The 22,600-nt window shown below is 59.1% G+C and carries 26 protein-coding genes and 3 tRNA genes; 22 read left to right on the top strand and 7 right to left on the bottom strand.

The features are described from left to right. The first annotated feature begins 2 nt into the window (after positions 1–2). The 16 genes from ACM5SV_RS18565 to ACM5SV_RS18490 all read left to right on the top strand — a co-directional run bounded on the left by ACM5SV_RS18565 (position 3) and on the right by ACM5SV_RS18490 (position 10,986). Positions 3–305, top strand: coding sequence for a head-tail connector protein (locus ACM5SV_RS18565; RefSeq protein ID WP_222015759.1), 303 nt, complete (start codon positions 3–5; stop codon positions 303–305). Beyond that, positions 295–720 carry an HK97-gp10 family putative phage morphogenesis protein gene (locus ACM5SV_RS18560; RefSeq protein ID WP_222015758.1) on the top strand — a complete coding sequence of 142 codons (426 nt, stop codon included), beginning with the start codon at positions 295–297 and terminating at the stop codon, positions 718–720. Before ACM5SV_RS18565 ends, ACM5SV_RS18560 begins: the two co-directional genes overlap by 11 nt. Further along, positions 713–1,126 (top strand): DUF3168 domain-containing protein, encoded by a 414-nt coding sequence (locus ACM5SV_RS18555; RefSeq protein WP_222015755.1) that lies wholly within the window; start codon positions 713–715, stop codon positions 1,124–1,126. Before ACM5SV_RS18560 ends, ACM5SV_RS18555 begins: the two co-directional genes overlap by 8 nt. Position 1,127: 1 nt before the next feature. Further along, positions 1,128–1,448: a phage head closure protein gene (locus tag ACM5SV_RS18550; RefSeq protein ID WP_222015754.1), complete on the top strand. Its 321-nt coding sequence runs from the start codon at positions 1,128–1,130 to the stop codon at positions 1,446–1,448. Next, entirely contained in the window at positions 1,445–1,852 is a 408-nt protein-coding gene (locus ACM5SV_RS18545; protein WP_130753782.1) for a phage terminase small subunit P27 family, read from the top strand. The genes ACM5SV_RS18550 and ACM5SV_RS18545 overlap by 4 nt, the downstream gene beginning before the upstream one ends. After that, positions 1,845–3,485 (top strand): terminase large subunit, encoded by a 1,641-nt coding sequence (locus ACM5SV_RS18540; RefSeq protein ID WP_222015752.1) that lies wholly within the window; start codon positions 1,845–1,847, stop codon positions 3,483–3,485. The genes ACM5SV_RS18545 and ACM5SV_RS18540 overlap by 8 nt, the downstream gene beginning before the upstream one ends. An 11-nt stretch (positions 3,486–3,496) precedes the next feature. Beyond that, positions 3,497–5,875, top strand: coding sequence for a D-alanyl-D-alanine carboxypeptidase family protein (locus ACM5SV_RS18535; protein ID WP_419425344.1), 2,379 nt, complete (start codon positions 3,497–3,499; stop codon positions 5,873–5,875). Beyond that, positions 5,872–6,213 carry a hypothetical protein gene (locus ACM5SV_RS18530; protein WP_419425343.1) on the top strand — a complete coding sequence of 114 codons (342 nt, stop codon included), beginning with the start codon at positions 5,872–5,874 and terminating at the stop codon, positions 6,211–6,213. The genes ACM5SV_RS18535 and ACM5SV_RS18530 overlap by 4 nt, the downstream gene beginning before the upstream one ends. A gap of 177 nt (positions 6,214–6,390) precedes the next feature. Further along, the gene (locus ACM5SV_RS18525) at positions 6,391–7,665 is read left to right on the top strand and encodes a hypothetical protein (RefSeq protein WP_222015750.1); all 1,275 of its coding nucleotides are present in this window, start codon (positions 6,391–6,393) and stop codon (positions 7,663–7,665) included. 29 nt (positions 7,666–7,694) lie between these two features. Then, positions 7,695–8,027, top strand: a complete 333-nt coding sequence (locus tag ACM5SV_RS18520) for a hypothetical protein (protein WP_419425342.1) — start codon at positions 7,695–7,697, stop codon at positions 8,025–8,027. 16 nt (positions 8,028–8,043) lie between these two features. Next, positions 8,044–8,358, top strand: a complete 315-nt coding sequence (locus ACM5SV_RS18515; protein WP_130753772.1) for a DUF2293 domain-containing protein — start codon at positions 8,044–8,046, stop codon at positions 8,356–8,358. Between the two features lie 111 nt (positions 8,359–8,469). Then, positions 8,470–8,802 carry a hypothetical protein gene (locus ACM5SV_RS18510; protein ID WP_130753770.1) on the top strand — a complete coding sequence of 111 codons (333 nt, stop codon included), beginning with the start codon at positions 8,470–8,472 and terminating at the stop codon, positions 8,800–8,802. Positions 8,803–8,899: 97 nt separating this feature from the next. After that, positions 8,900–9,193 (top strand): hypothetical protein, encoded by a 294-nt coding sequence (locus ACM5SV_RS18505; RefSeq protein ID WP_130753768.1) that lies wholly within the window; start codon positions 8,900–8,902, stop codon positions 9,191–9,193. Positions 9,194–9,538: 345 nt separating this feature from the next. Then, positions 9,539–9,715 (top strand): hypothetical protein, encoded by a 177-nt coding sequence (locus ACM5SV_RS18500; RefSeq protein ID WP_155755929.1) that lies wholly within the window; start codon positions 9,539–9,541, stop codon positions 9,713–9,715. Then, positions 9,715–9,852 carry a hypothetical protein gene (locus tag ACM5SV_RS18495; protein WP_130753766.1) on the top strand — a complete coding sequence of 46 codons (138 nt, stop codon included), beginning with the start codon at positions 9,715–9,717 and terminating at the stop codon, positions 9,850–9,852. Before ACM5SV_RS18500 ends, ACM5SV_RS18495 begins: the two co-directional genes overlap by 1 nt. A 99-nt stretch (positions 9,853–9,951) precedes the next feature. Beyond that, complete coding sequence (locus ACM5SV_RS18490; protein WP_165420842.1) at positions 9,952–10,986, top strand: hypothetical protein; 1,035 nt, start codon at positions 9,952–9,954, stop codon at positions 10,984–10,986. Between the two features lie 199 nt (positions 10,987–11,185). Here ACM5SV_RS18490 and ACM5SV_RS18485 read toward each other — a convergent pair whose 3' ends face one another. Continuing rightward, positions 11,186–11,674, bottom strand: a complete 489-nt coding sequence (locus tag ACM5SV_RS18485; RefSeq protein WP_017993877.1) for a DUF192 domain-containing protein — start codon at positions 11,672–11,674, stop codon at positions 11,186–11,188. Between the two features lie 2 nt (positions 11,675–11,676). Next, positions 11,677–12,255: a cold-shock protein gene (locus ACM5SV_RS18480; RefSeq protein WP_003539135.1), complete on the bottom strand. Its 579-nt coding sequence runs from the start codon at positions 12,253–12,255 to the stop codon at positions 11,677–11,679. Positions 12,256–12,450: 195 nt separating this feature from the next. Between ACM5SV_RS18480 and gloA the strand changes: the two genes are divergently transcribed. The 5 genes from gloA (at position 12,451) to ACM5SV_RS18455 (ending at position 14,880) form a co-directional block, all read left to right on the top strand. Next, positions 12,451–12,891: a lactoylglutathione lyase gene (gloA, locus tag ACM5SV_RS18475; protein WP_128405721.1), complete on the top strand. Its 441-nt coding sequence runs from the start codon at positions 12,451–12,453 to the stop codon at positions 12,889–12,891. Between the two features lie 166 nt (positions 12,892–13,057). Then, positions 13,058–14,128 (top strand): YcbK family protein, encoded by a 1,071-nt coding sequence (locus tag ACM5SV_RS18470; protein ID WP_222015748.1) that lies wholly within the window; start codon positions 13,058–13,060, stop codon positions 14,126–14,128. Positions 14,129–14,336: 208 nt separating this feature from the next. After that, positions 14,337–14,411, top strand: a tRNA-Glu gene (locus tag ACM5SV_RS18465). Positions 14,412–14,485: 74 nt separating this feature from the next. Next, positions 14,486–14,560 (top strand) — tRNA-Glu (locus tag ACM5SV_RS18460). A gap of 245 nt (positions 14,561–14,805) precedes the next feature. Further along, positions 14,806–14,880 (top strand) — tRNA-Glu (locus tag ACM5SV_RS18455). A gap of 49 nt (positions 14,881–14,929) precedes the next feature. On the opposite strand, the gene recJ is transcribed toward ACM5SV_RS18455, so the two are convergent. From recJ to ACM5SV_RS18430, 5 genes are all read right to left on the bottom strand, one after another. After that, complete coding sequence (recJ, locus tag ACM5SV_RS18450) at positions 14,930–16,732, bottom strand: single-stranded-DNA-specific exonuclease RecJ (RefSeq protein WP_222015747.1); 1,803 nt, start codon at positions 16,730–16,732, stop codon at positions 14,930–14,932. Positions 16,733–16,812: 80 nt separating this feature from the next. Beyond that, positions 16,813–17,058, bottom strand: a complete 246-nt coding sequence (locus tag ACM5SV_RS18445; RefSeq protein WP_017993873.1) for a hypothetical protein — start codon at positions 17,056–17,058, stop codon at positions 16,813–16,815. Positions 17,059–17,218: 160 nt separating this feature from the next. Further along, complete coding sequence (locus ACM5SV_RS18440) at positions 17,219–18,544, bottom strand: homoserine dehydrogenase (RefSeq protein ID WP_012757284.1); 1,326 nt, start codon at positions 18,542–18,544, stop codon at positions 17,219–17,221. Positions 18,545–18,605: 61 nt separating this feature from the next. Then, on the bottom strand, positions 18,606–19,823 hold the full coding sequence (locus tag ACM5SV_RS18435; RefSeq protein ID WP_003558982.1) for an LL-diaminopimelate aminotransferase: 1,218 nt from the start codon (positions 19,821–19,823) through the stop codon (positions 18,606–18,608). Positions 19,824–20,045: 222 nt separating this feature from the next. Beyond that, positions 20,046–20,459: a hypothetical protein gene (locus ACM5SV_RS18430; protein WP_138329761.1), complete on the bottom strand. Its 414-nt coding sequence runs from the start codon at positions 20,457–20,459 to the stop codon at positions 20,046–20,048. Positions 20,460–20,609: 150 nt separating this feature from the next. On the opposite strand from ACM5SV_RS18430, the gene ACM5SV_RS18425 reads away from it, so the two are divergent. Then, on the top strand, positions 20,610–22,445 hold the full coding sequence (locus tag ACM5SV_RS18425; RefSeq protein WP_222015818.1) for a PHA/PHB synthase family protein: 1,836 nt from the start codon (positions 20,610–20,612) through the stop codon (positions 22,443–22,445). Positions 22,446–22,600: the final 155 nt, after the last annotated feature.

Genomic DNA, 22,600 nt, shown 5'->3' with positions numbered 1-22,600 from the left:
GCATGTCCGCAGTCAGTCTTGAACTCGCCAAGGCACATATGAAGATCGACGAAAACGCCGAAGATGAGCTTGTTTCGCTCTATATCGACGGCGCGGAAACGTGGACCGGCAACTACATTGGCAAACCCCTCGCCGATCTCGACCCCGTTCCGGCAGACGTGAAAATCGCGATTTTGCGGCTCGTTTCCTTCTATTTTGAGTGCCGGAACATCGCGACTTTCGGCCTGTCCATGCAGCTTGCGCCCCATGGCGTGACCTCGATCCTCGATAGCTACCGCGAAAAGTGGTTCACCGATGGCGAATAAGGACGGCCTCGACGGCCTTATGAAGGCGTTCGATCGGGTGAAGAGGACCCCGCGCAACACCATCAATGCTGCTTTGCTGACCTCGGCGAACGAACTTGCCGACGCCCAGCGACACCTTGCCCCGGAAGATACCGGCGCACTTAAGGAGAGCATCGTCGTCACCGGCCCCGGCCAAGCGACCCCGCCTTATAGCCAGCCGGGCGGCGAGACCGTGGCCGGCGAGCATGAGGTGATCGTGACCGTTGGCGATCACACTGTCCGTTATCCGCATCTTGTCGAATACGGCACCAGCGACACCGAAGCTCAGCCGTTCTTTTGGCCGGCCCTTCGCCTTCTCCGCAAACGCCTTCAGCAACGAATTGACAGCGCCGGCAGGAAGGCCGTGCGAGACGCATGGAATGGAAAGAATGTTTGAGCCGACCCTAGCCCTTCAGACCGCAATCCGCGCCGCGCTCGTGAACTCGCCGGCCGTGGTGGATCTCGTGCCGGTTGACCATATCCGGGCTGGCACCACCCGGCCCGACAAAACGCCCTGCGTCATCATGAGCGACGGCAACACGACTTTGCACGGGCACGACTACCGTAGCCAGCGCACGGCATGGGTTTACCTCGACTTGCATATCTGGACACTGGACGCCGGACAGGACGCGGCGAAGGAAATCGCGGGCACGGTTATGGCCGCACTGGATAAGCCCCTCAAAATTGAGGGTGGCGACTGCGATCATTTCCGCGTCGCGCGCTCGACCTTCCCGCGCGATCCTGACCCCGCATATGGTCACGGTATCCTGTCCGTCGAAGCTCTCATTCGGTGGATCATCTGACATGCTCAATATAGGCAAGATGGATCGCCGCATCACCATCGAACGCGAGACGGAAACCGTGAAGCCGTCCGGCAGTGTCGTGAAGACTTGGGTGCCTGTCGCGACCGTGTGGGCCGAAGTGCTTCAACAGACAGCGAGCGAATTCTTCACCGGATACGGCGAGGCGGAAACCGGCACCGTGATATTCCGCGTCCGTTATCGCCCAGGCATCACTTCCGCCGACCGCGTGACCTACGACAGCACGGCCTACGGCTTGAAGGAAATCAAGGAACTCGGCAGGCGGGAGGCGCTTGAACTTCGCGGCGAGGCCCTGAAGTCGTGACGCATCTTCGCGGCATCAAGCCGTCCATTGAACGCGATAGCAATGCACTGACGAAGGCACCGGCAGCGCCGAAGCAGCTTTCGACTTATGCGCGCGCCGAGTGGAAGCGGATCATGCCCGGCCTCATCGAACGCGGCATCATCACGCGCGGCGATCTCGGCGGGGTTGAAGACTATTGCCGCGCCCGTGGTCTTGTTCGGGAGATTGAAGACGCGCTTCGCACGTCCGGCGAAATCGACATGAAGCTTTGCCGCCTTCAGGACAAGGCGATGCAGACGGCCCGCCAGCTTGCCGCGGAATATGGCCTCTCGCCGGTATCGCGCGCACGTGTCGGCAGCGCAGCCGCTGAAGATGACGACGAACCGAACGCCATGATGATCGGCAGGAACCGCGCCCATGCCTAAGAGCGCGTTCCCGCATTGGATTGTTGACGGCAGCACCATTCCCGATCCGTTCGGCTATGGGCAGGAAGCCGTTGATTTCATCCGGGCGCTGAAGCACCCGGCCAGCCTCGCCGCAAAGGGGCGGTTCCAGCTTTACGACTTTCAGGAACGCATGACGCGACGGATTTATGGTCCGCGCAACACGGACGGTTCGCGTATCGTCCGCACGGTCTTCCTTATGCTTCCCCGTGGCAACCGTAAGACCAGCATCGCAGCAGCGTGGGCGCTTCTCCATACCATTGGCCCGGAAGCTCGCCCCGCTGGACAGGCAATCTTTGCCGCATCCGACCGCGAACAGGCGGGTATCGGCTTCAAGGAAGCTGCGAATATCGTCCGCGAGGATCGCCGCATCGTCGCCGCGACCCGCATATATGACGCCCACAACTCGGCGAAGAAGATCATGTGCCGCCCGAACAAGGCTGAATTGCTCGCCGTTTCGAGCGATGGCGCGGCCCAGCACGGCAAGACGCCCAGTTTTGTGCTTGTCGATGAAATCCATGCTTGGAAGGGCCGCGATCTCTGGGAAGCCCTCAAGTCCGGCATGGCGAAGGTTCCCGACACCCTCATGATTATTGCCACGACCGCAGGCCGTGGACAGGAAAACATCGGTTTCGAGATTTACGACTACGCCCGAAAGGTCGCGACCGGCGAGATTGACGACCCGTCGTTTCTGCCGATCATCTTCGAAGCCGAACCCGGCGACGACTGGCGCGATGAAGCCGTTTGGCACAAGGTCAATCCCGGCCTTGCCCACGGCTTCCCCGATCTCGGCGGCTTGCGCACGATGGCGCGCGAGGCCGAACACCGTCCTGCCGAACGGTTCGCCTTCCAGCAGTTCCACCTTAATTTGTGGCAGGCAGCTTCCCGCGACCCGCTGTTTGATATGGCCGTTTATGACGCCGGACACGATAAGGCTTTCGACCCTGCCGACCTCGAAAGCCTGCCGTGCTGGCTTGGCGTGGACTTGTCACGCTCCGGTGACTTGACCGCACTTGTGGCCGCGTTCCGTCATGAGGATGGCCGGATCTCGCTTCACCCTTGGTTTTATCTTCCGTCCGAAGGGCTGGACGACAAGGTCAAGGTCGAACAGGTTCCCTATTCCCGGTGGCGCGACGACAACCTGTTGAACGTCATTGACGGCCCGGTGATCGAGCCCGACGTGATCGCCGGCCAGATTATTAACATTTGCGGCACCTACGACGTGCGTGAAGTCATCTTTGACCCGTCGCTCGCCGGGCCGCTCATGTCGAAGCTCATGGATCACGGTATCAACGTGCTTCAGCTTCCGCAGACGGCTAAGCACATGCACGGCCCGATTTGCGATCTCGAGCGGGTGGTGAATGGTCGTCGCATTCGGCACGGCGCGCACCCGATCCTTCGCAATCACTTCGAAAGCGTCGTGGTAAAGCGCGCGACCAGCGCCAGCGAATTGACCACGATGCACAAGGGCACCCGCCACAGCAACCATATTGACGGCGCTATCGCGTCCGCGCTGGCCGTTCATAGGGCTGCCGCGAACGACAACCAGCGCTCAATTCATGATCTCCCTCCCGAAGAATATGACCGGCTCTTTCAACAAGCCGAAGCAGCGTAAGGATATTTGCAATGGATGACGGCCAGCGCCTTTTGGTCACTTTCGAAGCCCGCTTGAACAAGTATGAGCGCGATCTTGAGCGCTCTAAGGGCAAAAGCCGCACTAACTTCCGGGCAATCCAAAAGGAGGCTGAAACCGCTGCTTCCGGTATCGAGAACGCCATGGGCGGCGCAATGAAGACGCTCGGCAGCTTCGGTAAGGGATTGCTCGGCGGCATCGCCGGCGGGCTTGCCGTCGGCGGCCTGGACCAGATCATTGGGCGCGTCGGCGAGCTTGCCAAGGGCGTTGCCGAAGTCGGCGACATGGCGAAGATGGCCGGCCTGAAGGTGAAGGATTTTCAGGAACTCAAGTATGTGGCCGAACAGAACCGCATTCCCGTTGACGCCCTGACGGACGCTATGAAGGAGCTTTCCCTTCGGGCAGATGAATGGATCAAGACCGGTTCCGGCAGCGGCGCGGAATCTTTCCAACGCATGGGCTACAGCGCGCAAGAGCTTGCCCGGAAGCTCGAAGATCCGAAGGCCCTTTTGCTAGATATCATCGACCGTATGCAGCGCCTCGACAGCGCGGCCCGCATCCGTGTCTTCGATGAAGTCTTCGGCGGACAGGGCGGCGAAAAGTTTGTGCAGCTTATCGATAGGGGAGCGGACGGCATCCGCGCGACGATCAAAGAAGCGAATGACCTTGGCCTTGTCATGGATGAGCAGCTTATCCAGCGCGCCGACGAATTTGACCGGAAGTGGTCCGCTGCCGCAAACTCGTTCGGTGTCTATTGGAAGGAAGCCTTTCTCAGCGTGGCCTTCCTCGCCGACGACTTTCTTGACCGGTTTAACAAGGTTGACGAACAGACGACCCGCAATGTGCAGTCCGCGCTTGTGTCGACCTATCAGCAGCTCGAAACGGCCAAGACGCGCCTTGCCGATCTCACGCAGGAAAAGGGCGCATTCCCTGGCGATCCGACTGTTGATCTCAACATTGAACGTCAGAAGCAGCTTATCGAGGAACTGACCAGCGAGGCCATGAAGCTTCGCGACGTTCTCGACCGGCGCAACGGCTACAGCGAGAATTTCGTCTACAAGGCCGGCGAAGACGCCAAGGGCGCAACGCCTCCAGTGAACAACCTCAATAATGCCCTATCCGGTAGCGGCAGCGCGGCCGCGAAGGCCGTCGCCGGTATCAAGAGCTATTCGGATGCTATCCGCGCCCTGAAGGAACAGGTGCCGGATTTGGCGAAGTCGCTCGCCGATCTCGACGCCAAGGCGAAGATTGACGCGATTTATCAGAAAGCCATTTCCCAGGCGGGCGGGCAGCGTGAAATCGCCCTGGCGAACGAGATGCGCGGCAAGGCGCTTTCATCGCTCAACCTCAAGAGCGCGACAGACGACCCGACGACTTATCTTTCTGCCATCCTTGCGAACGGTAAGGGCAAGGATAGCTTGACCGGCATGCAGACGGCGTTCCGTGAGAAGCTGGCGAAGATGATCGCCAGCATGCCCGACGACCTGAAGGGCAGCGTCACCATCAATTCCGGTTTCCGCGACGTTGCCCGGCAGGAGCAGCTTTGGCTTGAAGCCCTGAAGAAATATGGATCGCCGGAAGTGGCCCGCAAGTGGGTGGCACCGCCCGGCAACAGTCAGCACAATAAGGGCAATGCTGCCGACCTCGGCTATGGTTCCGATCGCGCCCGCGATTGGGTTCATACGAACGCTGGCAATTTCGGCCTGTCCTTCCCTCTGTCGAATGAGAATTGGCATGTCGAGGACGCCGACGCCCGGAATAAGCAGACCACCGACGAGATTCAGCGTTTGACCGATGCGGCGCAGAAGCAGGCCGACGCCTATAGTCAGATTACCGGCAGCGCTCGTGAATATACGGCGCAGCAGGGTATTGAGCAGCAGACGCTCGGCATGACCGCCCAGCGGGCCGCAGCGCTTCGCTACGAACAGGAAATGCTCAACGAAGCCCAACGCGCCGGCATCGCGCTCACACCGCAACAGCGACAGGAGATCGCCAGCCTTGCCCAGGGTATGGCATCGGCTGAAACCAGCGTGGACAGCTTGCGGCAGAAGCAGGAGCAAGCCCGTGAATCCGCCCGCTTCTTCGGCGAAGGGATGACTGACGCCCTCACCGGCATCATCACCGGCACCATGACTGCTCAAGAAGCCCTTCAGCAGCTTTTGCAAACTCTCGTTAAGGCGGCGCTGCAAGCTGCGCTTATGGGCGAAGGTCCGCTCGCAAATCTGTTTGGTGGCGCGCCGAAGTCTGATGGCAAAGGCGGCGTTGGGTTTGGTGGCCTGTTCGGCGGCTCGGCTTTGCAGAAGGTGGCTATACCGGCGACGGCCGCAAGCATGAACCGGCAGGAGTCGTGCATCGCGGCGAATTCGTCATGAGTAAGGAAGCAACGCGCCGGATCGGCGCCGGCAACCTCGACGCCATGCACCGGGCCGCGCTTCGCGGCGGGTATGCCGAAGGTGGCTATGTCGGCAGCGCGCCAGCCCTTCGCAAGCCCGATCTCAAAGCCGCGAACGGCAACAGTGCGCCGACCCAGCAAATAACCATTTCCGCGCCGGTTACTGTGACTGGTAGCGCCGGCACGCCGGAACAGAATGCCGACCTTGCGAAACATGTTGCGCAGGAAATGGAAGCGACCATGCGCGGCGTCGTGATTCGAGAACTCCAGCAGCAGATGAGGCCGGGCAATCTCTTGAGCACCGGGCGGGGGCGCTAAACACGAAGCGCTCCACTCTCTAAAGTATAAAATCGCTGTCTAATAGCCATATTTAAGTGACGACTAGACAACCTGAGTGTATTGAGCGGCAATTCCAACCTTGATAGAATGTATCCTACCCAAAAGAAAAGGGCCGGTCAGCTTTTCGACTGATGACCGGACCCTTAAAGGTTTCGAATGGATACATATTACCATCGCTCCCGCGAAGGTCAAGATTCTTATGCGAATTTTACTGTCGAAATCCCTTCGGATAACGGCAGTAAAAACGCGAGTTTTGCAACAAATTCGGTTCTGGGAAATCAGGCTGAAGCCCCTACGGCGCAAGCTGTTGCGGCTGTCTCGGCTGCAGCAGGTGTAGTTCAATACGAACACCCCGCCCCTACCCCACCATCACCCTCGACCACACCCGCCTATCTTCCCCTGGTCAAGGAACGTCTCGCCGGAACACCCAAGCCGAGAGGCCGGCACGCTCGTAAGCGCAAGCCCATCACGAAAGCATGGGTTCGCCTGTCGCCGGCTGAAAAGTTGGAAGCAACCTTTGATCGCGCATTCCAGCGCGAGGCCATCGCGTTCAGTTTGAACTTCAGCGGGAAGAGGATCGCCAAGCTTGCCGCGTCCGCCGATCCGGCGCGTGATCTCTCATGTGCCATTAATCGCGTTGCCAAGGCCGTTCTCGGCTACCGGCTGCCGCTGGCCTTCTCATTTGAGTTTACCGACGACGACCGGCTTCATTGTCATGGCGTGGCGATCCTGCCGGATTGGGAGCAGGAAACCGTTAACCGCTTCCGACAGGTTCTGAAGGGTGCGGGCGGCATGATGCATGGCCTTGGCAGCGGGCGGCAAGTTGACGTGAAAGTGCTCACCGATTGCCGGGGCTGGAACGGCTACCGGCTCAAAGATGCCGATTGGACCGTTGAGCGGCTTGGAACAGCGAAGATTGAATATGTGTCGCGCGAGCTTGGTCGGATTGCGCGTGAGGATCACGACGCCGAGCTTGCCCGGCGGAAGAGCCGCAAAACGACTCATAGGCGGCCCGCCAGTGCGAAGAAGGCTTCGGCGAGTCTGACCCACTCACCAGTGACGAAAACGCGCCAGCGAGCCGCTGTGAGTCAAAGCCCACCGGAAGCCGGTAAATCAACATTGACTGACACTAACTATTTGAAAACCAACGATAAATTAGCCCACCATCCCTTGACGGCGATTCATAAAAAAGCAATGAATTGCACATCAACAAACTTCACCCATAAGGAGCTTTCGAACTACATGCCTCAATACATTCTCGACGCCACGACCTATTCCCGCCTCATGGAAGCCTTGCTTGCCGCGTCAGCTGATGCCCACGTCTCCCAGGATGCAGACCTCTTTAAAATCGCCTTGGGGGAGATCGCCGGCATCTGGCCCGACAGCGTGCTTGAAGCGCAACCTGCTCAAGATTTCAGGAAGGCAGCGTGATGACAGAGCAAGCCAAACGCAAACTCTCCATGAGCGAGATCGCCACTAGTCTTCGTGACAACCATCGCCTGTCGCCGGAGCTTCAACAGTTGGTCGAACAGAACCGTCGCCAGCATGAGGGCGAGCGGAATGCATTCCGCTCTGTCGCTCAAGGCATTATTGGCGATTTTCAGAAGAGAATAGCCGCAGCTCTCAAGCTCGACCCGCAGTCTTTCGTTCAGGTGCCGCACGACGTTATCGATGGATGGTTCCAGACAGGCGGAACAGCTACGGCACTTGCCGCAGTTCCGGGCACTAAGATCAACATCGATTTCACGAGTTCTGTCACCGTCAACGGCATCCCGGTGCCGGATGCCAAGTAAACAAAACAAGTCGCATATGGCCCGCTTCACGGCGGGCCATTTCTGTTTGGATTTCCCGGCTACATTCTCTGAAGCTAAAATTGAAAACCACATAAGGCATTGCCATCCAGGATGCCCTGATTTTGCCGTCGCCTTCTTTGTCGCCGAGATCGCGAAGAAGGATTGGAAAGGGGCAAAGCTCGGCAAGGCGGTCGGCATCACTATGCAGAACGTGCTTCGGCATACGATGACCGACTATGACCAGTTGCTTCTAGCTTGCGTTGATCGTGAGGAAGCCCGGCGACGGGTGCAGCCGAAGATCAACGCTATGATTGCTACATGGAAGGGGTGATGACTTGCCGAAGCGACAACACCATAATAACTAGATTAAATTAAATAACGCTTGCAATTAACATAATTGCTGTTATTTATATTGTGCGAGTTAACGGAAAGGAATCGCACAATGGACAAGCTGCATGAGCCCAAATTTTTGGCCAGATTGGAACGGGTTTTCACTATTGGCGTGGTAGAAATTCACAAGGCTGAAATGAAGCGTTGGTTCGGTCAAGAGCGCATCGCCCGCCGAGTTTGGCGGGAGATCTCGGCCTACTGGGCAGATATAGCTGATGAGCCCCATCGCCAAAAACTTCTAGTTGGTGGATTAGAGGGCGACAATTGGATTTTCATTTGGGGTGAAGGCAACGGAACGACCGCGCAATCTTATCTTCAGGACGTGCGGTATCTCGCCGGCGAGGCAACCGCCGAGGGACAACCCATCGCAATACCTGAAGACTAGTAGCGAAGCGCATATGCCCGCCGGTGGATTATCGGCGGGCTTCTTGCATGGGACCTCCGATGTTGGCACAATCAGGCGCAGGCAGGGGAGCCGATCAATGCAATTGAACTACCGCGCAACAGCGCGCTTCATGCTTCGCCAGTCCGCCAGACTGGTATGGACGACCACACAGCAGAAATGGACGACATCGTTCGTCCTCGCCGGTTTGGCGCTCGCGACTGTATGCATGCCCGGCCTCGGTATCGCTGTCTTCGGGACAGCCTTCGCGGGCTGGTGGTTGGCGGTTGTGGTGATGACGGTGTTCTTTGGCCTTGTGGGCAACCGCGTCGGCATTGGCTTCGAAAAGGCACATCTACGAAGTGAGGCTGACCGTCTAAACGGTCAAAAGTAGCCGGCGAAGTGCGGCTGCTCTCGAATTCAAGCTGTCAATGATCTTCTTGAGTTATTCAAGTTATCCACACAAGACCCACAGAATTTGTGCATAGCGCGATGATTCCTGTGGAGTTGGCGCTTGACATCTATTGAGCAGACATAGGTTGCGGTAGATTGGACTCACTCAACTGACCGAATCAGTCGAGCGCCCGACAGGATGGCCTGCCGGGCAACTCGTGGAGCCGCACACAGATGGACCGGCGCGGCAGGCTGGCAACACAATGTGTCACTCCTTCAACAAGATGACCCTACCGCGATTTGCCATGCTGAACAAGCCGGGATGCCCCAAGGAGGGGCTTCCAGCATGTCGAAAGTATCACCGGCGGTGACGCCGGAAATGGCAGCTAAGATCAAGCATTACCTGATTACAGACATGGCGCAGCACGATATCGCGGCAATGTTCAAAATTAATCAGGGACGCGTGAGCGAGATCAAGACAGGCAAGAAATTCGGCGACGTTGCGCCGATGGGTGGTGCATGATGGCGAAGAAGCAATCAAGCTCTACCACTTCAACCCTTGCTGCGAAAATTCTCAATGGCAGCAAGAAGCCTACCGCGACCGACGCTAAAAAGCTTGCGGCTTCCGTCCTGTCCCAAGACGAGAAGAAGGGTAAATAGCTCGCCCGACCCTCTGAAGTGACTGCGACCCGCCGGTGAAGATCGGCGGGTTTTCTGTTTTTCAGTTATCCTGACATCATAATGATTCGGGGATGTTTGATGGCAGGCAAGGACAGAGAAAGCACCGATCACAGATCAGTGGGTGACTGGCCTGTTTTGACGGAGAACCATTGGTATAGTCTCGCGATTGCGAGCGCGATCTTTACTGCCATCGCGGTAATTGCAGCATTTATTACTATCTTCGGCGACGGATTCGATGGCGACGCTGACCTGAAGATGGCTCAGGGCCTTGCCCCTTTCGGCGTGGCGCTATTCGCGGTCGTTACCTTTTGCACCGTGGGCTGGCGGGGATCTATCAACACCCGTCAAGCAAATCAGTCAGAGAGCGAGGGACGCGCAAAGCTCTTGCAAGAGGGTGCGAAGCTGTTAGGCGAAACAGGGAAAGACGCTCACGTCTCCGCAGGCATTACTACCCTTGGAGTGCTCGTGTCCGGCTCGGATAGAGAATACGCCTTCCAAGCCATGAACCTCCTTGCGGACTTTGTGGAAGACCACATGAGTAAGGACCATAGCAATCGGCACCGACCGCAGATTTCAGGAGTCATGCGGACGGGCGATCAAAAGGGGGTAAATACTGACCGAGAAATCGTTTTCGATTATACCAGTCCACACGCTGATAACTATGGCGTCTATTATGAAGGAGAGCCGGCTTTATGGCACTACATCCCCGGCTTTAAATTGATCCATTACCACAGCGGCGTATTTGCGAAGGATGTCCATTATAACCTCAACGACCTGCAAAATGTGAAGTTCAGAAACACGGAGTTGAGAGACTGGGGATCGATCGATATCGACTACCGGTTCTATCGATGCACATTCACTCGATGCGATATCGCGTCAATCATGTCGCTGATTTCATTGTTGGGCACGAGTGATTTTGAATATGCCTTTCATCGATGTGATTTTTCTGGGTGTAGAATCTTAGATCCCGGCTTTCTCGAAGCGAACCTCAAGACCAATGGCAATTATTTTGTAACCGGCAATCCGCCGAGCCTGGTTGGAATAGAGAAGCCCGTTGACTGGAATGCTCTCTTAGAGCGCAAGGATAAGAAGCCGGATTGGTTTGGCTACTAGTTTCCGCTTGAAAAGACTACATGTGAGCGATAGACCTGTCTTACAGAAAGACCACCCGAAAGCCCGTAACAGCGTTACAAAGAGTGGAAATAGTCATTGAAAATCAATGGCCTATTTGATTTCGAATCTCTCCACTCCGATTCAAATATCCCGATATTGTTGAATTCCTTGACAGCCGCATCGCGGCTCGCATGCGCCGTCACTTCGCCTTCTTGGTCGTCGTAGCGCTGACGATCCTGTCGCCAGGTTTGATTCCCAGTTTGGCGACGATGCCGGCATTGAGTTCAACGACGTATTTCACCGCAACCATCGAATCGATGATGTCGCGCGAATAGGGCACTGCCTTTTCCTTGATGTGGCGAATCGTGCCGGTGTCGTCGGCAAAAAGCATGTCGAGCGGCAGGATGGTGTTTTCCATCCACATGGTGACGCGCCGCGGCTCGTCGAAATCGAAGATCATGCCGGCATCGTCGGCCATCACCTTGCGAAACATCAGTCCGTGGGCGCGCTGATCCGGGGTCGAGGCGATTTCGACGGTGAAATGCAGCACCTTGCCCGCAGCGGTCTGGATCAGCAGCGGCTCCTTGTCGAACCGCATCTCCTCGTCAGCCAAGGCCGGCAGCGCGACCATGAAAAAAAGCGCCAATAAGGCGCTTCTGATGGCATCAAATAAGATTAGGCCGCGCATGTTCAGTGCGACCGGCTTGCCGGGCTCGGAACGTCGGGATGGATCTCTGCGGCCATCAAGCCCTTTTCGCCGTCGCCGAAGCGGACAAGAACCACCTGGCCGGGGCGGAGCTCCGTCAGGCCGAAGCGGCGCAGCGTCTCCATGTGCACGAAGATATCTTCGGTGCCCTCGCCGCGCGTCAGGAAGCCGAAGCCCTTGGTGCGGTTGAACCACTTGACGAGTGCACGCTCGAGGCCGCTCGTCGCGGTGACCTGCACATGGGTGCGCACCGGCGGCAGCTGCGAGGGATGAACCGCGGTTGACTGGTCCATCGAGAGGATCTTGAATGCCTGATAGCCGCGCTCGCGGCGCTGGATAAGGGCGACGATGCGCGTTCCCTCGAGGATCGTCTGGTAACCGTCGCGGCGCAGGCAGGTCACGTGCAGGAGAACATCCTGCAAGCCGTTATCGGGCACGATGAAGCCGAAACCCTTGGCGACATCGAACCACTTGACGACGCCGGTGATTTCAACAAGATCGACCGCCTCTCCTGATAGCTCGTCGAGGTCGGAGTATTCGTTCGATGAAATCCTGTCAGCCATTGTCGCCAGCCCCTCGAATACGCGTCACACTGTTACGGTTAACTGATTCTTGAAATCAAGATTAACATCTTGGTAACGGATAAGCGCAAGTCCTAGTTTTCGGTTATTCCCAGGTGCACATTTTATAAAGTTGACTTGCCCGAAGCTGACCTCGGTTCGCCGAAAAAAGCCAGCCCTAATAAAGGAGTAAATAGAATGCGTTATCTACATACAATGGTTCGTGTCAAAGACCTGGACGCCTCGCTTGCCTTTTACACCACGCTGTTCGGACTGGAGGAAATTCGCCGCCACGAAAACGAGAAGGGCCGCTTCACCCTGGTTTTCCTGGCTGCTCGCGACGATGTCGACCGTGCGCGCAGCGAAAAAGCCCCCTGCCTCGAGCTTACCTACAATTGGGACACGGAAGATTATAGCGGAGGTCGCAATTTCGGCCACCTCGCTTATGAGGTCGACGATATTTACGCCACCTGCCAGAATCTGATGGACAACGGCATCACCATCAACCGGCCGCCGCGCGACGGCAACATGGCCTTCGTGCGCTCGCCCGATGGCATCTCGATCGAAATCCTGCAGAAAGGCAGCCCGCTTCCGGCCGCTGAGCCCTGGGCCTCGATGGGCAATACCGGCGCCTGGTAAGGGTTTTCGTCGCAAGGCTTTTGCGAGGCTTGCGGCTTTTTCGATTTCGGGTCCGGCCGGCGCCTCGGCGCTTGCCGCGATCCGACGCCGCAGGCAATCTCCTGGCGACTCGAAGCGGAAGAGAAGCGTTTTTCGCCGATTTTCCGCATCAACTGGAGACTGTCGCTTGCTTAACATGCAGATGCGGATGCCCGTGACGGGCGCTTTGCTGATCGCCACCTCGGTGCTGGCGCTGTCCGGCTGCGCGTCGGACAAGAAGGCGCTCGATTCGGCGGCGGCGGTTCCGGCGGTGCAAGCCGCAGCAGCACCGCAGCTCGCCACGGCAGCGCCTGCAAGCCCTGCCCCACGTTCGGTCTATAGCGATCCCCGGCTGGTCAACGTCTCCGGCGCCCAAGGCGCGCCTCAGGTCGTAGCACAAGATCCGAATGCAGCCGTCCCGCCCGCCGGTTCGGCAACGGCGGCGCCCGCCAATATCGGCGGGCTCGTCCTGCAGTCGACCCGGATCAACGCGCAGGCGATGAGCATCTTTTCCGATCACCAGCCGCCGCCGCAGAACAACAGCACGTCCACCGTCATTCAGCCGCAGGCCTATGTGCCGGTGGAAGGTGCAGCACCGTCGCGAAGCAGCGTCTACAGCCAGCCGCCCGTGCCCCAGCAGCCGGCGGAGCCGGTGCTGCCGCAGCAATCCTCACAGAATAGCAGCACGCAATTTGCGCCCGTGCAGACAGCGTCGTTGGCGACGGGCAGCATTCCCACCTCGACGATGAACGCGCTCTACAGTGCGCCGAAGCAGAACCTGCTTGGCAGCCTTTCCGGCCTGCTGCACAAGGCGGCCCTGCCCGGCATGACGCGCATCGCGCCGAACGGGCTGCATCTCCAGAACGACAAGGTCGAGGTCGGCTGCTTCAAGCCCGACCTGCTGAAAGTGATCAAGACGGTCGAAAGCCATTTCGGCCGGCCTGTCATCGTCACTTCCGGCTATCGCGACGAAGAGCACAACCGCCTCGCCGGCGGCGCCGACGAATCGATGCACAAGAGCTGCGAGGCCGCCGACATCCAGATCGACGGCGTGACGAAATGGGACATCGCCGCCTATATCCGCTCGTTGCCGGACCGCGGCGGCGTCGGCACCTACTGCCACACGGATTCGGTTCACCTCGATACCGGCAAAACCCGTGACTGGAACTGGGGCTGCGGCGGCAAACGGGCGCCGATCACGACGGCAAGAGCGATCTGACGGCCGCCTGACGGCCGCGCGATTTTCGCATCACGTTACGGCAGCGCCGCCTCGTCGCGTTAAAGAAACAACCGGCAGCCTATTGATTCAGCTTCAATAATCGGCTTCTCGAATGCACTCGGATTTCCTGTCATTTTTTTGAAGGAAAACCGCAATTCCGCTTGCGGGATTCAAAACGCCTGACTATAAGGGCGCCACCACGAAGGAAGCGCCCTTCGTCTATCGGTTAGGACACCAGATTTTCATTCTGGGAAGAGGGGTTCGACTCCCCTAGGGCGTACCACTTTCTCTCCATATAGAAGCCATCACTTCCGCTTGCAGAAGCCGGCGCGCGCTCCTATTTTAACGAAGCTGCCTGCGCCCTTCGTCTATCGGTTAGGACGACAGATTCTCATTCTGTAAAGAGGGGTTCGACTCCCCTAGGGCGTACCATCCTGTTGATAGGCCGTCGTCATTCGATCGACGTCGGCCGGCCCTGTCAGTCCCTTCGAGGAGAACCCTTCGGTTCGCGCGACGCTGCCCATCCTAGCCCGCCGGTTTGATTTGTCTCCGCTCCGCCGCAGCTTGCGCCTCATTTTTCCACAGCCAAAATAAATCGGCGAAAACGATGATTTTTTCGCGCCTTGGCGCTTGCGGCCTTCGAAGGCGCTGACTATAAGGGCGCCACCACGAACGAAGCGCCCTTCGTCTATCGGTTAGGACACCAGATTTTCATTCTGGGAAGAGGGGTTCGACTCCCCTAGGGCGTACCACTTTCTCTCCCTTGACACTCCACATCGTCAGCGCTCTTGCGCGACTGCTCTATTTCGCCGGCGCTGCATCGCAGACGCGCAGCTGGATGCGGCGTGCGCCCTGGTAATGATCGGCACCGAGCGAACCGGCGACATGCAGGTTGGCGCCGCGTGAATTGATGAGAAGATTGCCAAGCGGCGTATCGGCGGCGCGGAAGGCGATGCCGTCGAGTCGCGATCCGTCCATGGCCTCCAGCGTCAATTTCACATGTTTCTCGCCGACCAGGCGGGCGTCGCGCAGGCGATGCGCCGGTATGGCAAAGAGCGGCTGTGCGTGACCGGAGCCATAGGGGCCGGCGGCCTCCAGGCGGTCGATGAGTTCGAGGGTGGCGCCGCTTGCGCCGATCGCACCGTCGATCTTCAGCGTTTCGTTGGCAACGAGGCCGGCCACCGTTTTTGCCGCCTTCTCCGTGAAGAAGGTTCTCAGCCTGCCGAGATTGGCGCGCTCGACCGTCAGCCCCGCGGCCATGGCGTGGCCGCCGCCCTTGACGAGCAGACCCTCGTCGACCGCAGCCCGGACCATCCTGCCCATGTCGAAGCCGTTGATCGAGCGGCCCGAGCCGGTGCCGCGGCCGGAGGGATCGAAGGCGATCGCGAAAGCGGGCCGTTTGAATTTTTCCTTCAGCCGCGCCGCGATCAGCCCGACGATGCCGGGATGCCATTTCTCATGGGCGGTGACGATGACGGACGCACCCTCGCCGTCGCCATATTCGGCAAGCGCCTCGGCTTCGGCCTCCTGCAGCATGATCGCCTCCATCGCCTGTCGTTCGCGGTTGAGTTCGTCGAGGCGCTGCGCGATCACATCAGCCTCTCCGGCGTCATCGAGCGTCAGCAGCCGGCTTCCGAGTGCCGCGTCGCCGATCCGCCCACCGGCATTGATGCGCGGGCCGATCAGGAAGCCAAAATGATAGGGTGTCACCGGGCCGGCGAGCCCCGCCTTGCGGAAGAGTGCTGCCAGTCCGGCGTTGCTCTGGTGGCGGGCAGCGACCAGCCCCTTCACGACATAGGCGCGGTTTAGGCCCTTCAGCGGCACGACATCGCAGACCGTCGCGAGTGCCACGATGTCAAGCCATTGCAGCAGGTCGATCGCCAGGATGCGCTTGTTGCCGGCCGCGCGCAGCAGCCGGAGCGTCGCGACCAGCACCATGAAGACGACGCCGGCGGCGCAAAGATGCCCCTGCCCCGAGAGGTCGTCCTCGCGGTTCGGGTTGACCAGCGCATGGCAGGGTGGCAGCTCATGTGTCACCTGGTGGTGATCGATGACGACGACGTCGATATTGCGCGCGGCAGCGGCGGTAAGCGCCTCGTGGCTGGTGGAGCCGCAATCGACGGTGACGATCAGCTCAGCACCGTTATCGATCAACTGGTTGATCGCCGCCGGATTGGGGCCGTAACCTTCGAAGACGCGGTCGGGGATATAGATGGTCGCCCTGACGCCGAAATGGCTGAGAAAGCGAAACATCAGCGCCGAGGAGGCGGCGCCGTCGACGTCGTAGTCACCGAAGATGGCGACGCTCTCGCCGCGCTCGATGGCGCGCAGAAGGCGGGTTGCCGCCTTTTCGCAATCGGTCAGCTTATGGGGATCGGGCATCAGGCTGCGGATCGTCGGATCAAGGAATTCGATCGCCTCGTCCACCGTCACGCCGCGCCCGGCAAGCACCCGGGCGATCAGATCCGGCAATCCATGGATCTGCGACATGGCCAGCGCGCGGTTCTGCCCGGCCTGGTCGAGCCGCGCCACCCAGCGATTGTCGAGCGCGGATTTCTCCACGCCGAGAAAGGCGCGCTGTACGGGGTCGACGAGATCTGCCATGCCACACTCCGCTGACTTCATCTGCTCTTTCTACAGGAGCAGCGGAGATAACATAGCGATGGATTTGCAGACACGGGTTTTTACCAAAACACCGCCCAGATGATCATGGCGATGCCGGCGAACTGCACCAGCAGGAACGAAAACAGCGTCAGCAGAATGGCCCAGTTACGGCCTTCCGTGTTTTCCTCGTCATCAGCCTCATCAGAGACCTCTTCAGGAATTTCACGGTAGGCCGGCTTGAGGATTTCCTCAGGCATATCAGGAGGGTTCGGCGGCACATCGCTCGGGTAGCCATACCCCTTCCCGGCGTGGCTGTCCTTACTCATGAAATTCTCCACCCAGACGACTCACCATCTTAGGTTTAGTTATATCAATATTTCGGTATCTGTTAATATAGGCTTCCGTAAGGGAAGGTTGAATAGATAACAGAAAAAACTGCCCTGCAGGAACAGGGCGGCTCAGCGGTCCTCCGGGACGGGAAAAAGCTCAGCCTTCCTCTTTGGGCCGCTCGATGCGAATCACCTGCGGCTCGCCGAAGAGGTAACCTTCCGACTTGATCGAAGCGACTGCCTTGCGCACCGAGTCTTCCGTCGTCGCGTGGGTGACGAGAATGATCGTCTGGTGATGCGATGGCGCCAGGTGCTGCTTGGAGCGCTGGACGATCGATTCCAGCGAGATGTTGTTTTCGGCCATGCGGGTTGCGACGCTGGCAAAGACGCCGGTGCGGTCGAGCACGGTCAGGCGGATGAAATAGCCGCCCTCGTGGCTCTGCATCTGCGCCTTGCGATAGGGTTCCAGTGTGGTTGCGGGATGGCCGAGCACCGGCACCCGCTGGGCGCCCGGCTGGCTCTTGGCGATATCGGCGATATCACCAAGCACCGACGAGGCTGTGGCGTTGCCGCCGGCGCCAGGGCCGACCATCAGCAGTTCCCCGAGCACGTCGGATTCGATCGCCACTGCATTGGTAACGCCGTCGACCTGGGCGATGACCGAATCGACCGGCACCATTGTGGGATGGACGCGCTGTTCGATGCCGGTATCGGTGCGCTGGGCAACGCCCAAGAGCTTGATGCGATAACCGAGTTCGGCAGCGGCGTGGATATCCTCGATCGAGATGTTGGTGATGCCTTCGAGATAGATGTCGTCGGCGGCGATCTGATTGCCGAAGGCGAGCGTCGTCAAGATGGAAAGCTTATGGGCCGTGTCGTTGCCCTCGATATCGAAGGCCGGATCGGCCTCGGCATAACCCAGCCGCTGCGCTTCCTTGAGGCATTCGGCGAAGGAAAGCCCCTCCTTCTCCATCTTGGTCAGGATATAATTGCAGGTGCCATTCATGATGCCATAGATGCGCGAGACGGAATTGCCCGTCAGCGATTCACGCAGGGCCTTGATGACCGGGATGCCGCCGGCGACCGCCGCCTCGAAGTTCAGCAGCGACCCCTTCTCCTCGGCGATCGTCGCAAGCTCGACGCCGTGATAGGCAAGCAGCGCCTTGTTGGCTGTCACCACATGGAGACCACGCTGGAGTGCCGTACGCACCGAGATGTTGGCAGCCCCTTCGGCGCCGCCCATCAGCTCGACGAAGACGTCGATATCGCCCTTTTCGGCAAGCTCTTCCGGCCGGTCGAACCAGGTAACAGCGGAAAGATCGATGCCGCGGTCCCTCGCCTTGTCACGTGCCGAAACGGCGGTGATGGTGATCGGACGCCCGCAGGTGACGGCAAGCTCGTTGCTTTTCTGCTGAATGATGCGGACAAGCGAGGCGCCAACGGTGCCCAAGCCCGCAATGCCGATTTTGAGGGCATCTGCCATGGATCGATCCTGAAATGTCTGTGTGGCGGCAGCCGCATGACGCGGCTGCCCAACGGTTGGATTAGCGGTGTGCGTTCAGCGAGATGACGTTGTGCATCGTCTCGTCTGCCGTCGACATGAACTTCTTGATGTTGCGCGCAGCCTGGCGGATGCGGTGTTCATTCTCGACAAGTGCCAGACGGACGTAGTCGTCGCCCATTTCGCCGAAGCCGATGCCCGGGGCAACGGCGACGTCGGCCTTCTCGACCAGCAGCTTGGAGAATTCCAGCGAACCGAGATGACGGAACTTTTCCGGGATCTTCGCCCAGGCGAACATCGTCGCAGCCGGCGGCGGCACGTCGAACCCGGCCTTGCCGAAGCTTTCGACCATGACGTCGCGGCGACGTTTATAGACGTTGCGGACTTCCGCAATGTCGGAACCATCGCCGTTCAGCGCGTGCGTTGCCGCCACCTGGATCGGCGTGAAGGCGCCGTAGTCGAGATAGGACTTGACGCGGGTGAGCGCTGCGATCAGTCGCTCGTTGCCGACGGCAAAGCCCATGCGCCAGCCGGGCATGGAGAAGGTTTTCGACATCGAGGTGAACTCGACGGTCACGTCCATAGCGCCCGGCACTTCGAGAACCGACGGCGGCGGGGCGCCGTCGAAGTAGATTTCCGAATAGGCAAGATCGGAAAGCACGATGATGTCATGCTTTTTCGCAAAGGCGATGACGTCCTTGTAGAAATCGAGCGTCGCGACAAAAGCCGTCGGGTTCGAGGGATAGTTGAGGATCAGCGCCAAGGGCTTCGGGATCGAATGCTTGACGGCGCGTTCCAGCGGTTCGAAGAAGCTCGCATCCGGCTCCACCGACATGGAACGGATCACGCCACCCGCCATCAGGAAGCCGAAGGCGTGGATCGGATAGGTGGGATTCGGGCAGAGGATCACGTCGCCAGGCGCCGTGATTGCCTGCGCCATGTTGGCGAAGCCTTCCTTGGAGCCCAAGGTGGCAACCACCTGGGTATCCGGGTTGAGCTTGACGCCGAAACGGCGGGCATAATAGGCGGCCTGGGCGCGGCGCAGCCCCGGAATGCCCTTGGAAGAGGAATAACGGTGCGTGCGCGGATCCTGCACGACCTCGCACAGCTTGTCGACGATCGACTGGGGAGTGGGAAGGTCGGGGTTTCCCATGCCGAGATCGATGATATCGGCGCCGCCCGCTCGCGCGCTTGCCTTCAAACGGTTGACCTGTTCGAAAACATAAGGCGGCAAACGCCGGACTTTGTGAAACTCTTCCATCTCATTCCCCATGGAAAGGCGGCATTTCGGGCCGCAGTCGAAGTTCGTTCCGTCTCCCGGCGGCTGCGACACGAACTTCAGAATCGCAACGCCGTATTCATCAGACCCAAGCGACGCGGCGAATCTTTGACGGAAAGGCCGCGTAACGCGCATTATCAGGAAAATTGCATCTTCCGATCCATTCGGAATGGCTTTGCGTCCAAATTGCCTGAAAGGCAAGGTCTATTTGGAGATTTCCGAGAGCGTATCAGTGCCGTGCTCGGCGGCCAGCCGCCGCATTTCGGCGACCTTGGCCTGATATTCGGCTTCCGAGATCGTGCCGGCCTTGCGCCGGGCGCCAAGTGCCGTCAGCTGATGCTGCAGTTCGGCCGCCTGCTCGTCGCTCATCTGGACATTGGCGGCGGTCAGCGGCGCGCCGAAATTCGGATAGCCGTCCGGGTATTTTGCAAGGCCGCCCTCGGCCGCCTCGCCCTTGGTGGCCGGCATGACGACGGCGGTCGGCGCCGCTCGTTTGGCGGCGGCTGCGGCTTTTTGTTCCGCCGTCAGATTGCATCCGGCAAGCGCCATCGCCGCCGCGGCGCAGATCAGTGCGGTGCGGTTGAAGGTTGCGATGCGCCGAATGCCGTTCTTCGTCATGCCTCAAAAATCCAGTTTTGACTGCTTCGACTGTTAAATTTGTCGCAGCCACAAAGCAATAGCATGAGCCGATGCGGGTGGAACTTGTTTTCTCGTTCGATCACGATGTACAACGAATGGATAAAAAGAGTGGTGCTGCCGCCGGAGGAAATGGTGACCGACAGCAAGCAGGAGAATGGCGGCAAGGCCGGCTTCGACGCGACCGATCTCGATCCCTATCTGTTGAAGGATCCTGAGGCCATGGCGATGAATTTCGCGCGGGCGCTCGAAAATCTCGGACAGGCAGCGTCTGCCTGGCTTGCGCCGCGCGAACGCGGCGAGATCACCGAGAGCGCCGCCGATCCGATGACCGACATGGTCAAGACGCTTTCCAAGGTCACCGAATACTGGATTTCCGATCCGCGCCGCACCTTCGAGGCACAGACGCAGCTGATGTCCTCGTTCTTCGGCATCTGGATGCGCTCGATGCAGCGCATGCAGGGCGATCCCACGCCACCCGAGCCGGACACCCGCAAGGACAAGCGTTTTTCGGACGAGGACTGGCAGAAGAATCCGTTCTTCGATTTTCTCCGCCAGGTCTATTTCCTCACCACCGACTGGGTGGAAAAGATGGTGTCGGAAACCGATGGCCTCGATGAACACACCAAGCACAAGGCCGGCTTCTACGTGAAGCAGATCACGGCAGCGCTTTCGCCGACCAACTTCATCGCCACCAATCCGCAACTCTACCGCGAGACAATCGCGACCAGCGGCGCCAATCTGGTGCGCGGCATGAAGATGCTGGCCGAGGATATCGCTGCCGGAAACGGCGATCTTCGTCTTCGCCAGACCGACATGACGAAATTCGCCGTCGGCCGCGATATGGCGCTGACACCAGGCAAGGTGATCGCCCAGAACGACATCTGCCAGATCATCCAGTACGAGGCTTCGACTGAAACGGTGCTGAAGCGGCCGCTGCTGATCTGCCCGCCCTGGATCAACAAGTTCTATATTCTCGACCTCAACCCGCAAAAATCCTTCATCAAATGGTGCGTCGACCAGGGTCAGACGGTGTTCGTCATTTCCTGGGTCAACCCGGATGCGCGCCACGCCGAAAAGGACTGGACGGCCTATGCCCGCGAAGGCATCGATTTCGCGCTTGATACAATCGAGAAAGCGACCGGCGAGAAGGATGTCAACGCCGTCGGCTACTGCGTCGGCGGTACGCTGCTGGCCGCGACACTGGCGCTGCATGCCAAGGAGAAGAACAAGCGCATCAAGACTGCGACACTCTTCACCACCCAGGTCGATTTCACCCATGCCGGCGACCTCAAGGTCTTTGTCGACGAGGAGCAGCTTGAATCGCTCGAAGAGCATATGCGGGCGGCCGGCTATCTCGACGGCACGAAGATGTCGATGGCCTTCAACATGCTGCGCGCCTCCGAGCTGATCTGGCCTTATTTCGTCAACAACTACCTCAAGGGCCAGGATCCCCTGCCCTTCGACCTGTTGTTCTGGAACGCCGATTCGACCCGCATGGCAGCGGCAAACCATGCCTTCTACCTGCGCAATTGCTATCTCAACAATGCGCTGACGCAGAACGAGATGATCCTCGACGGCAAGTCCGTGTCACTGAAGGACGTCAAAATCCCGATCTATAATCTCGCCACCCGCGAGGATCACATCGCACCTGCCAAGTCCGTCTTCCTCGGCAGCCGATTCTTCGGCGGCAAGGTGGAATTCGTCGTGACCGGCTCGGGACATATCGCCGGCGTCGTCAACCCGCCCGACAGGAAGAAGTATCAATTCTGGACCGGCGGCCCCGCCAAGGGGGACTACGAGACCTGGCTCGAGCAGGCGACGGAGACCCCGGGATCATGGTGGCCGCATTGGCAGGCCTGGATCGAGACGCATGACGGCAGACGCGTGCCGGCCCGCAAACCCGGCGGCGACGCGCTGAACGCGATCGAGGAAGCGCCGGGAAGTTATGTGATGGAGCGCGCCTGAGACGCCTCAACGCATCTTTTTGAGACGTCGTGAAAAACTGCAACGCCGCGTAAACAAATTAGAAACCATAATTCGTCATCCTTGCGAGACAGTCGGACGTCGTGGGTGGTCTAAATTCGGCCCATTTGCGCCTGTACCGGCCCCCGGCGAAGTTT

This window comes from Rhizobium sp. CRRU65 (genome assembly GCF_048551595.1).
GTDB lineage: Bacteria > Pseudomonadota > Alphaproteobacteria > Rhizobiales > Rhizobiaceae > Rhizobium > Rhizobium leguminosarum_J.
This window is presented reverse-complemented; position numbering and strand designations above follow the sequence as displayed.

Excerpts from the sequence above, each read along its gene's own strand:
- ACM5SV_RS18520 (WP_419425342.1), top strand. The coding sequence starts at position 7,695 with ATGAGCGAGATCGCCACTAGTCTTCGTGACAACCATCGCCTGTCGCCG.
- ACM5SV_RS18495 (WP_130753766.1), top strand. The coding sequence starts at position 9,715 with ATGGCGAAGAAGCAATCAAGCTCTACCACTTCAACCCTTGCTGCGAAA.
- ACM5SV_RS18525 (WP_222015750.1), top strand. The coding sequence starts at position 6,391 with ATGGATACATATTACCATCGCTCCCGCGAAGGTCAAGATTCTTATGCG.
- ACM5SV_RS18500 (WP_155755929.1), top strand. The coding sequence starts at position 9,539 with ATGTCGAAAGTATCACCGGCGGTGACGCCGGAAATGGCAGCTAAGATC.
- ACM5SV_RS18505 (WP_130753768.1), top strand. The coding sequence starts at position 8,900 with ATGCAATTGAACTACCGCGCAACAGCGCGCTTCATGCTTCGCCAGTCC.
- gloA (WP_128405721.1), top strand. The coding sequence starts at position 12,451 with ATGCGTTATCTACATACAATGGTTCGTGTCAAAGACCTGGACGCCTCG.
- ACM5SV_RS18565 (WP_222015759.1), top strand. The coding sequence starts at position 3 with ATGTCCGCAGTCAGTCTTGAACTCGCCAAGGCACATATGAAGATCGAC.
- recJ (WP_222015747.1), bottom strand. The coding sequence starts at position 16,732 with ATGGCAGATCTCGTCGACCCCGTACAGCGCGCCTTTCTCGGCGTGGAG.
- ACM5SV_RS18540 (WP_222015752.1), top strand. The coding sequence starts at position 1,845 with ATGCCTAAGAGCGCGTTCCCGCATTGGATTGTTGACGGCAGCACCATT.
- ACM5SV_RS18530 (WP_419425343.1), top strand. The coding sequence starts at position 5,872 with ATGAGTAAGGAAGCAACGCGCCGGATCGGCGCCGGCAACCTCGACGCC.
- ACM5SV_RS18480 (WP_003539135.1), bottom strand. The coding sequence starts at position 12,255 with ATGGCTGACAGGATTTCATCGAACGAATACTCCGACCTCGACGAGCTA.
- ACM5SV_RS18425 (WP_222015818.1), top strand. The coding sequence starts at position 20,610 with ATGGTGACCGACAGCAAGCAGGAGAATGGCGGCAAGGCCGGCTTCGAC.
- ACM5SV_RS18515 (WP_130753772.1), top strand. The coding sequence starts at position 8,044 with ATGGCCCGCTTCACGGCGGGCCATTTCTGTTTGGATTTCCCGGCTACA.
- ACM5SV_RS18440 (WP_012757284.1), bottom strand. The coding sequence starts at position 18,544 with ATGGCAGATGCCCTCAAAATCGGCATTGCGGGCTTGGGCACCGTTGGC.
- ACM5SV_RS18535 (WP_419425344.1), top strand. The coding sequence starts at position 3,497 with ATGGATGACGGCCAGCGCCTTTTGGTCACTTTCGAAGCCCGCTTGAAC.
- ACM5SV_RS18560 (WP_222015758.1), top strand. The coding sequence starts at position 295 with ATGGCGAATAAGGACGGCCTCGACGGCCTTATGAAGGCGTTCGATCGG.
- ACM5SV_RS18550 (WP_222015754.1), top strand. The coding sequence starts at position 1,128 with ATGCTCAATATAGGCAAGATGGATCGCCGCATCACCATCGAACGCGAG.
- ACM5SV_RS18490 (WP_165420842.1), top strand. The coding sequence starts at position 9,952 with ATGGCAGGCAAGGACAGAGAAAGCACCGATCACAGATCAGTGGGTGAC.
- ACM5SV_RS18485 (WP_017993877.1), bottom strand. The coding sequence starts at position 11,674 with ATGCGCGGCCTAATCTTATTTGATGCCATCAGAAGCGCCTTATTGGCG.
- ACM5SV_RS18435 (WP_003558982.1), bottom strand. The coding sequence starts at position 19,823 with ATGGAAGAGTTTCACAAAGTCCGGCGTTTGCCGCCTTATGTTTTCGAA.
- ACM5SV_RS18510 (WP_130753770.1), top strand. The coding sequence starts at position 8,470 with ATGGACAAGCTGCATGAGCCCAAATTTTTGGCCAGATTGGAACGGGTT.
- ACM5SV_RS18445 (WP_017993873.1), bottom strand. The coding sequence starts at position 17,058 with ATGAGTAAGGACAGCCACGCCGGGAAGGGGTATGGCTACCCGAGCGAT.
- ACM5SV_RS18430 (WP_138329761.1), bottom strand. The coding sequence starts at position 20,459 with ATGACGAAGAACGGCATTCGGCGCATCGCAACCTTCAACCGCACCGCA.
- ACM5SV_RS18555 (WP_222015755.1), top strand. The coding sequence starts at position 713 with ATGTTTGAGCCGACCCTAGCCCTTCAGACCGCAATCCGCGCCGCGCTC.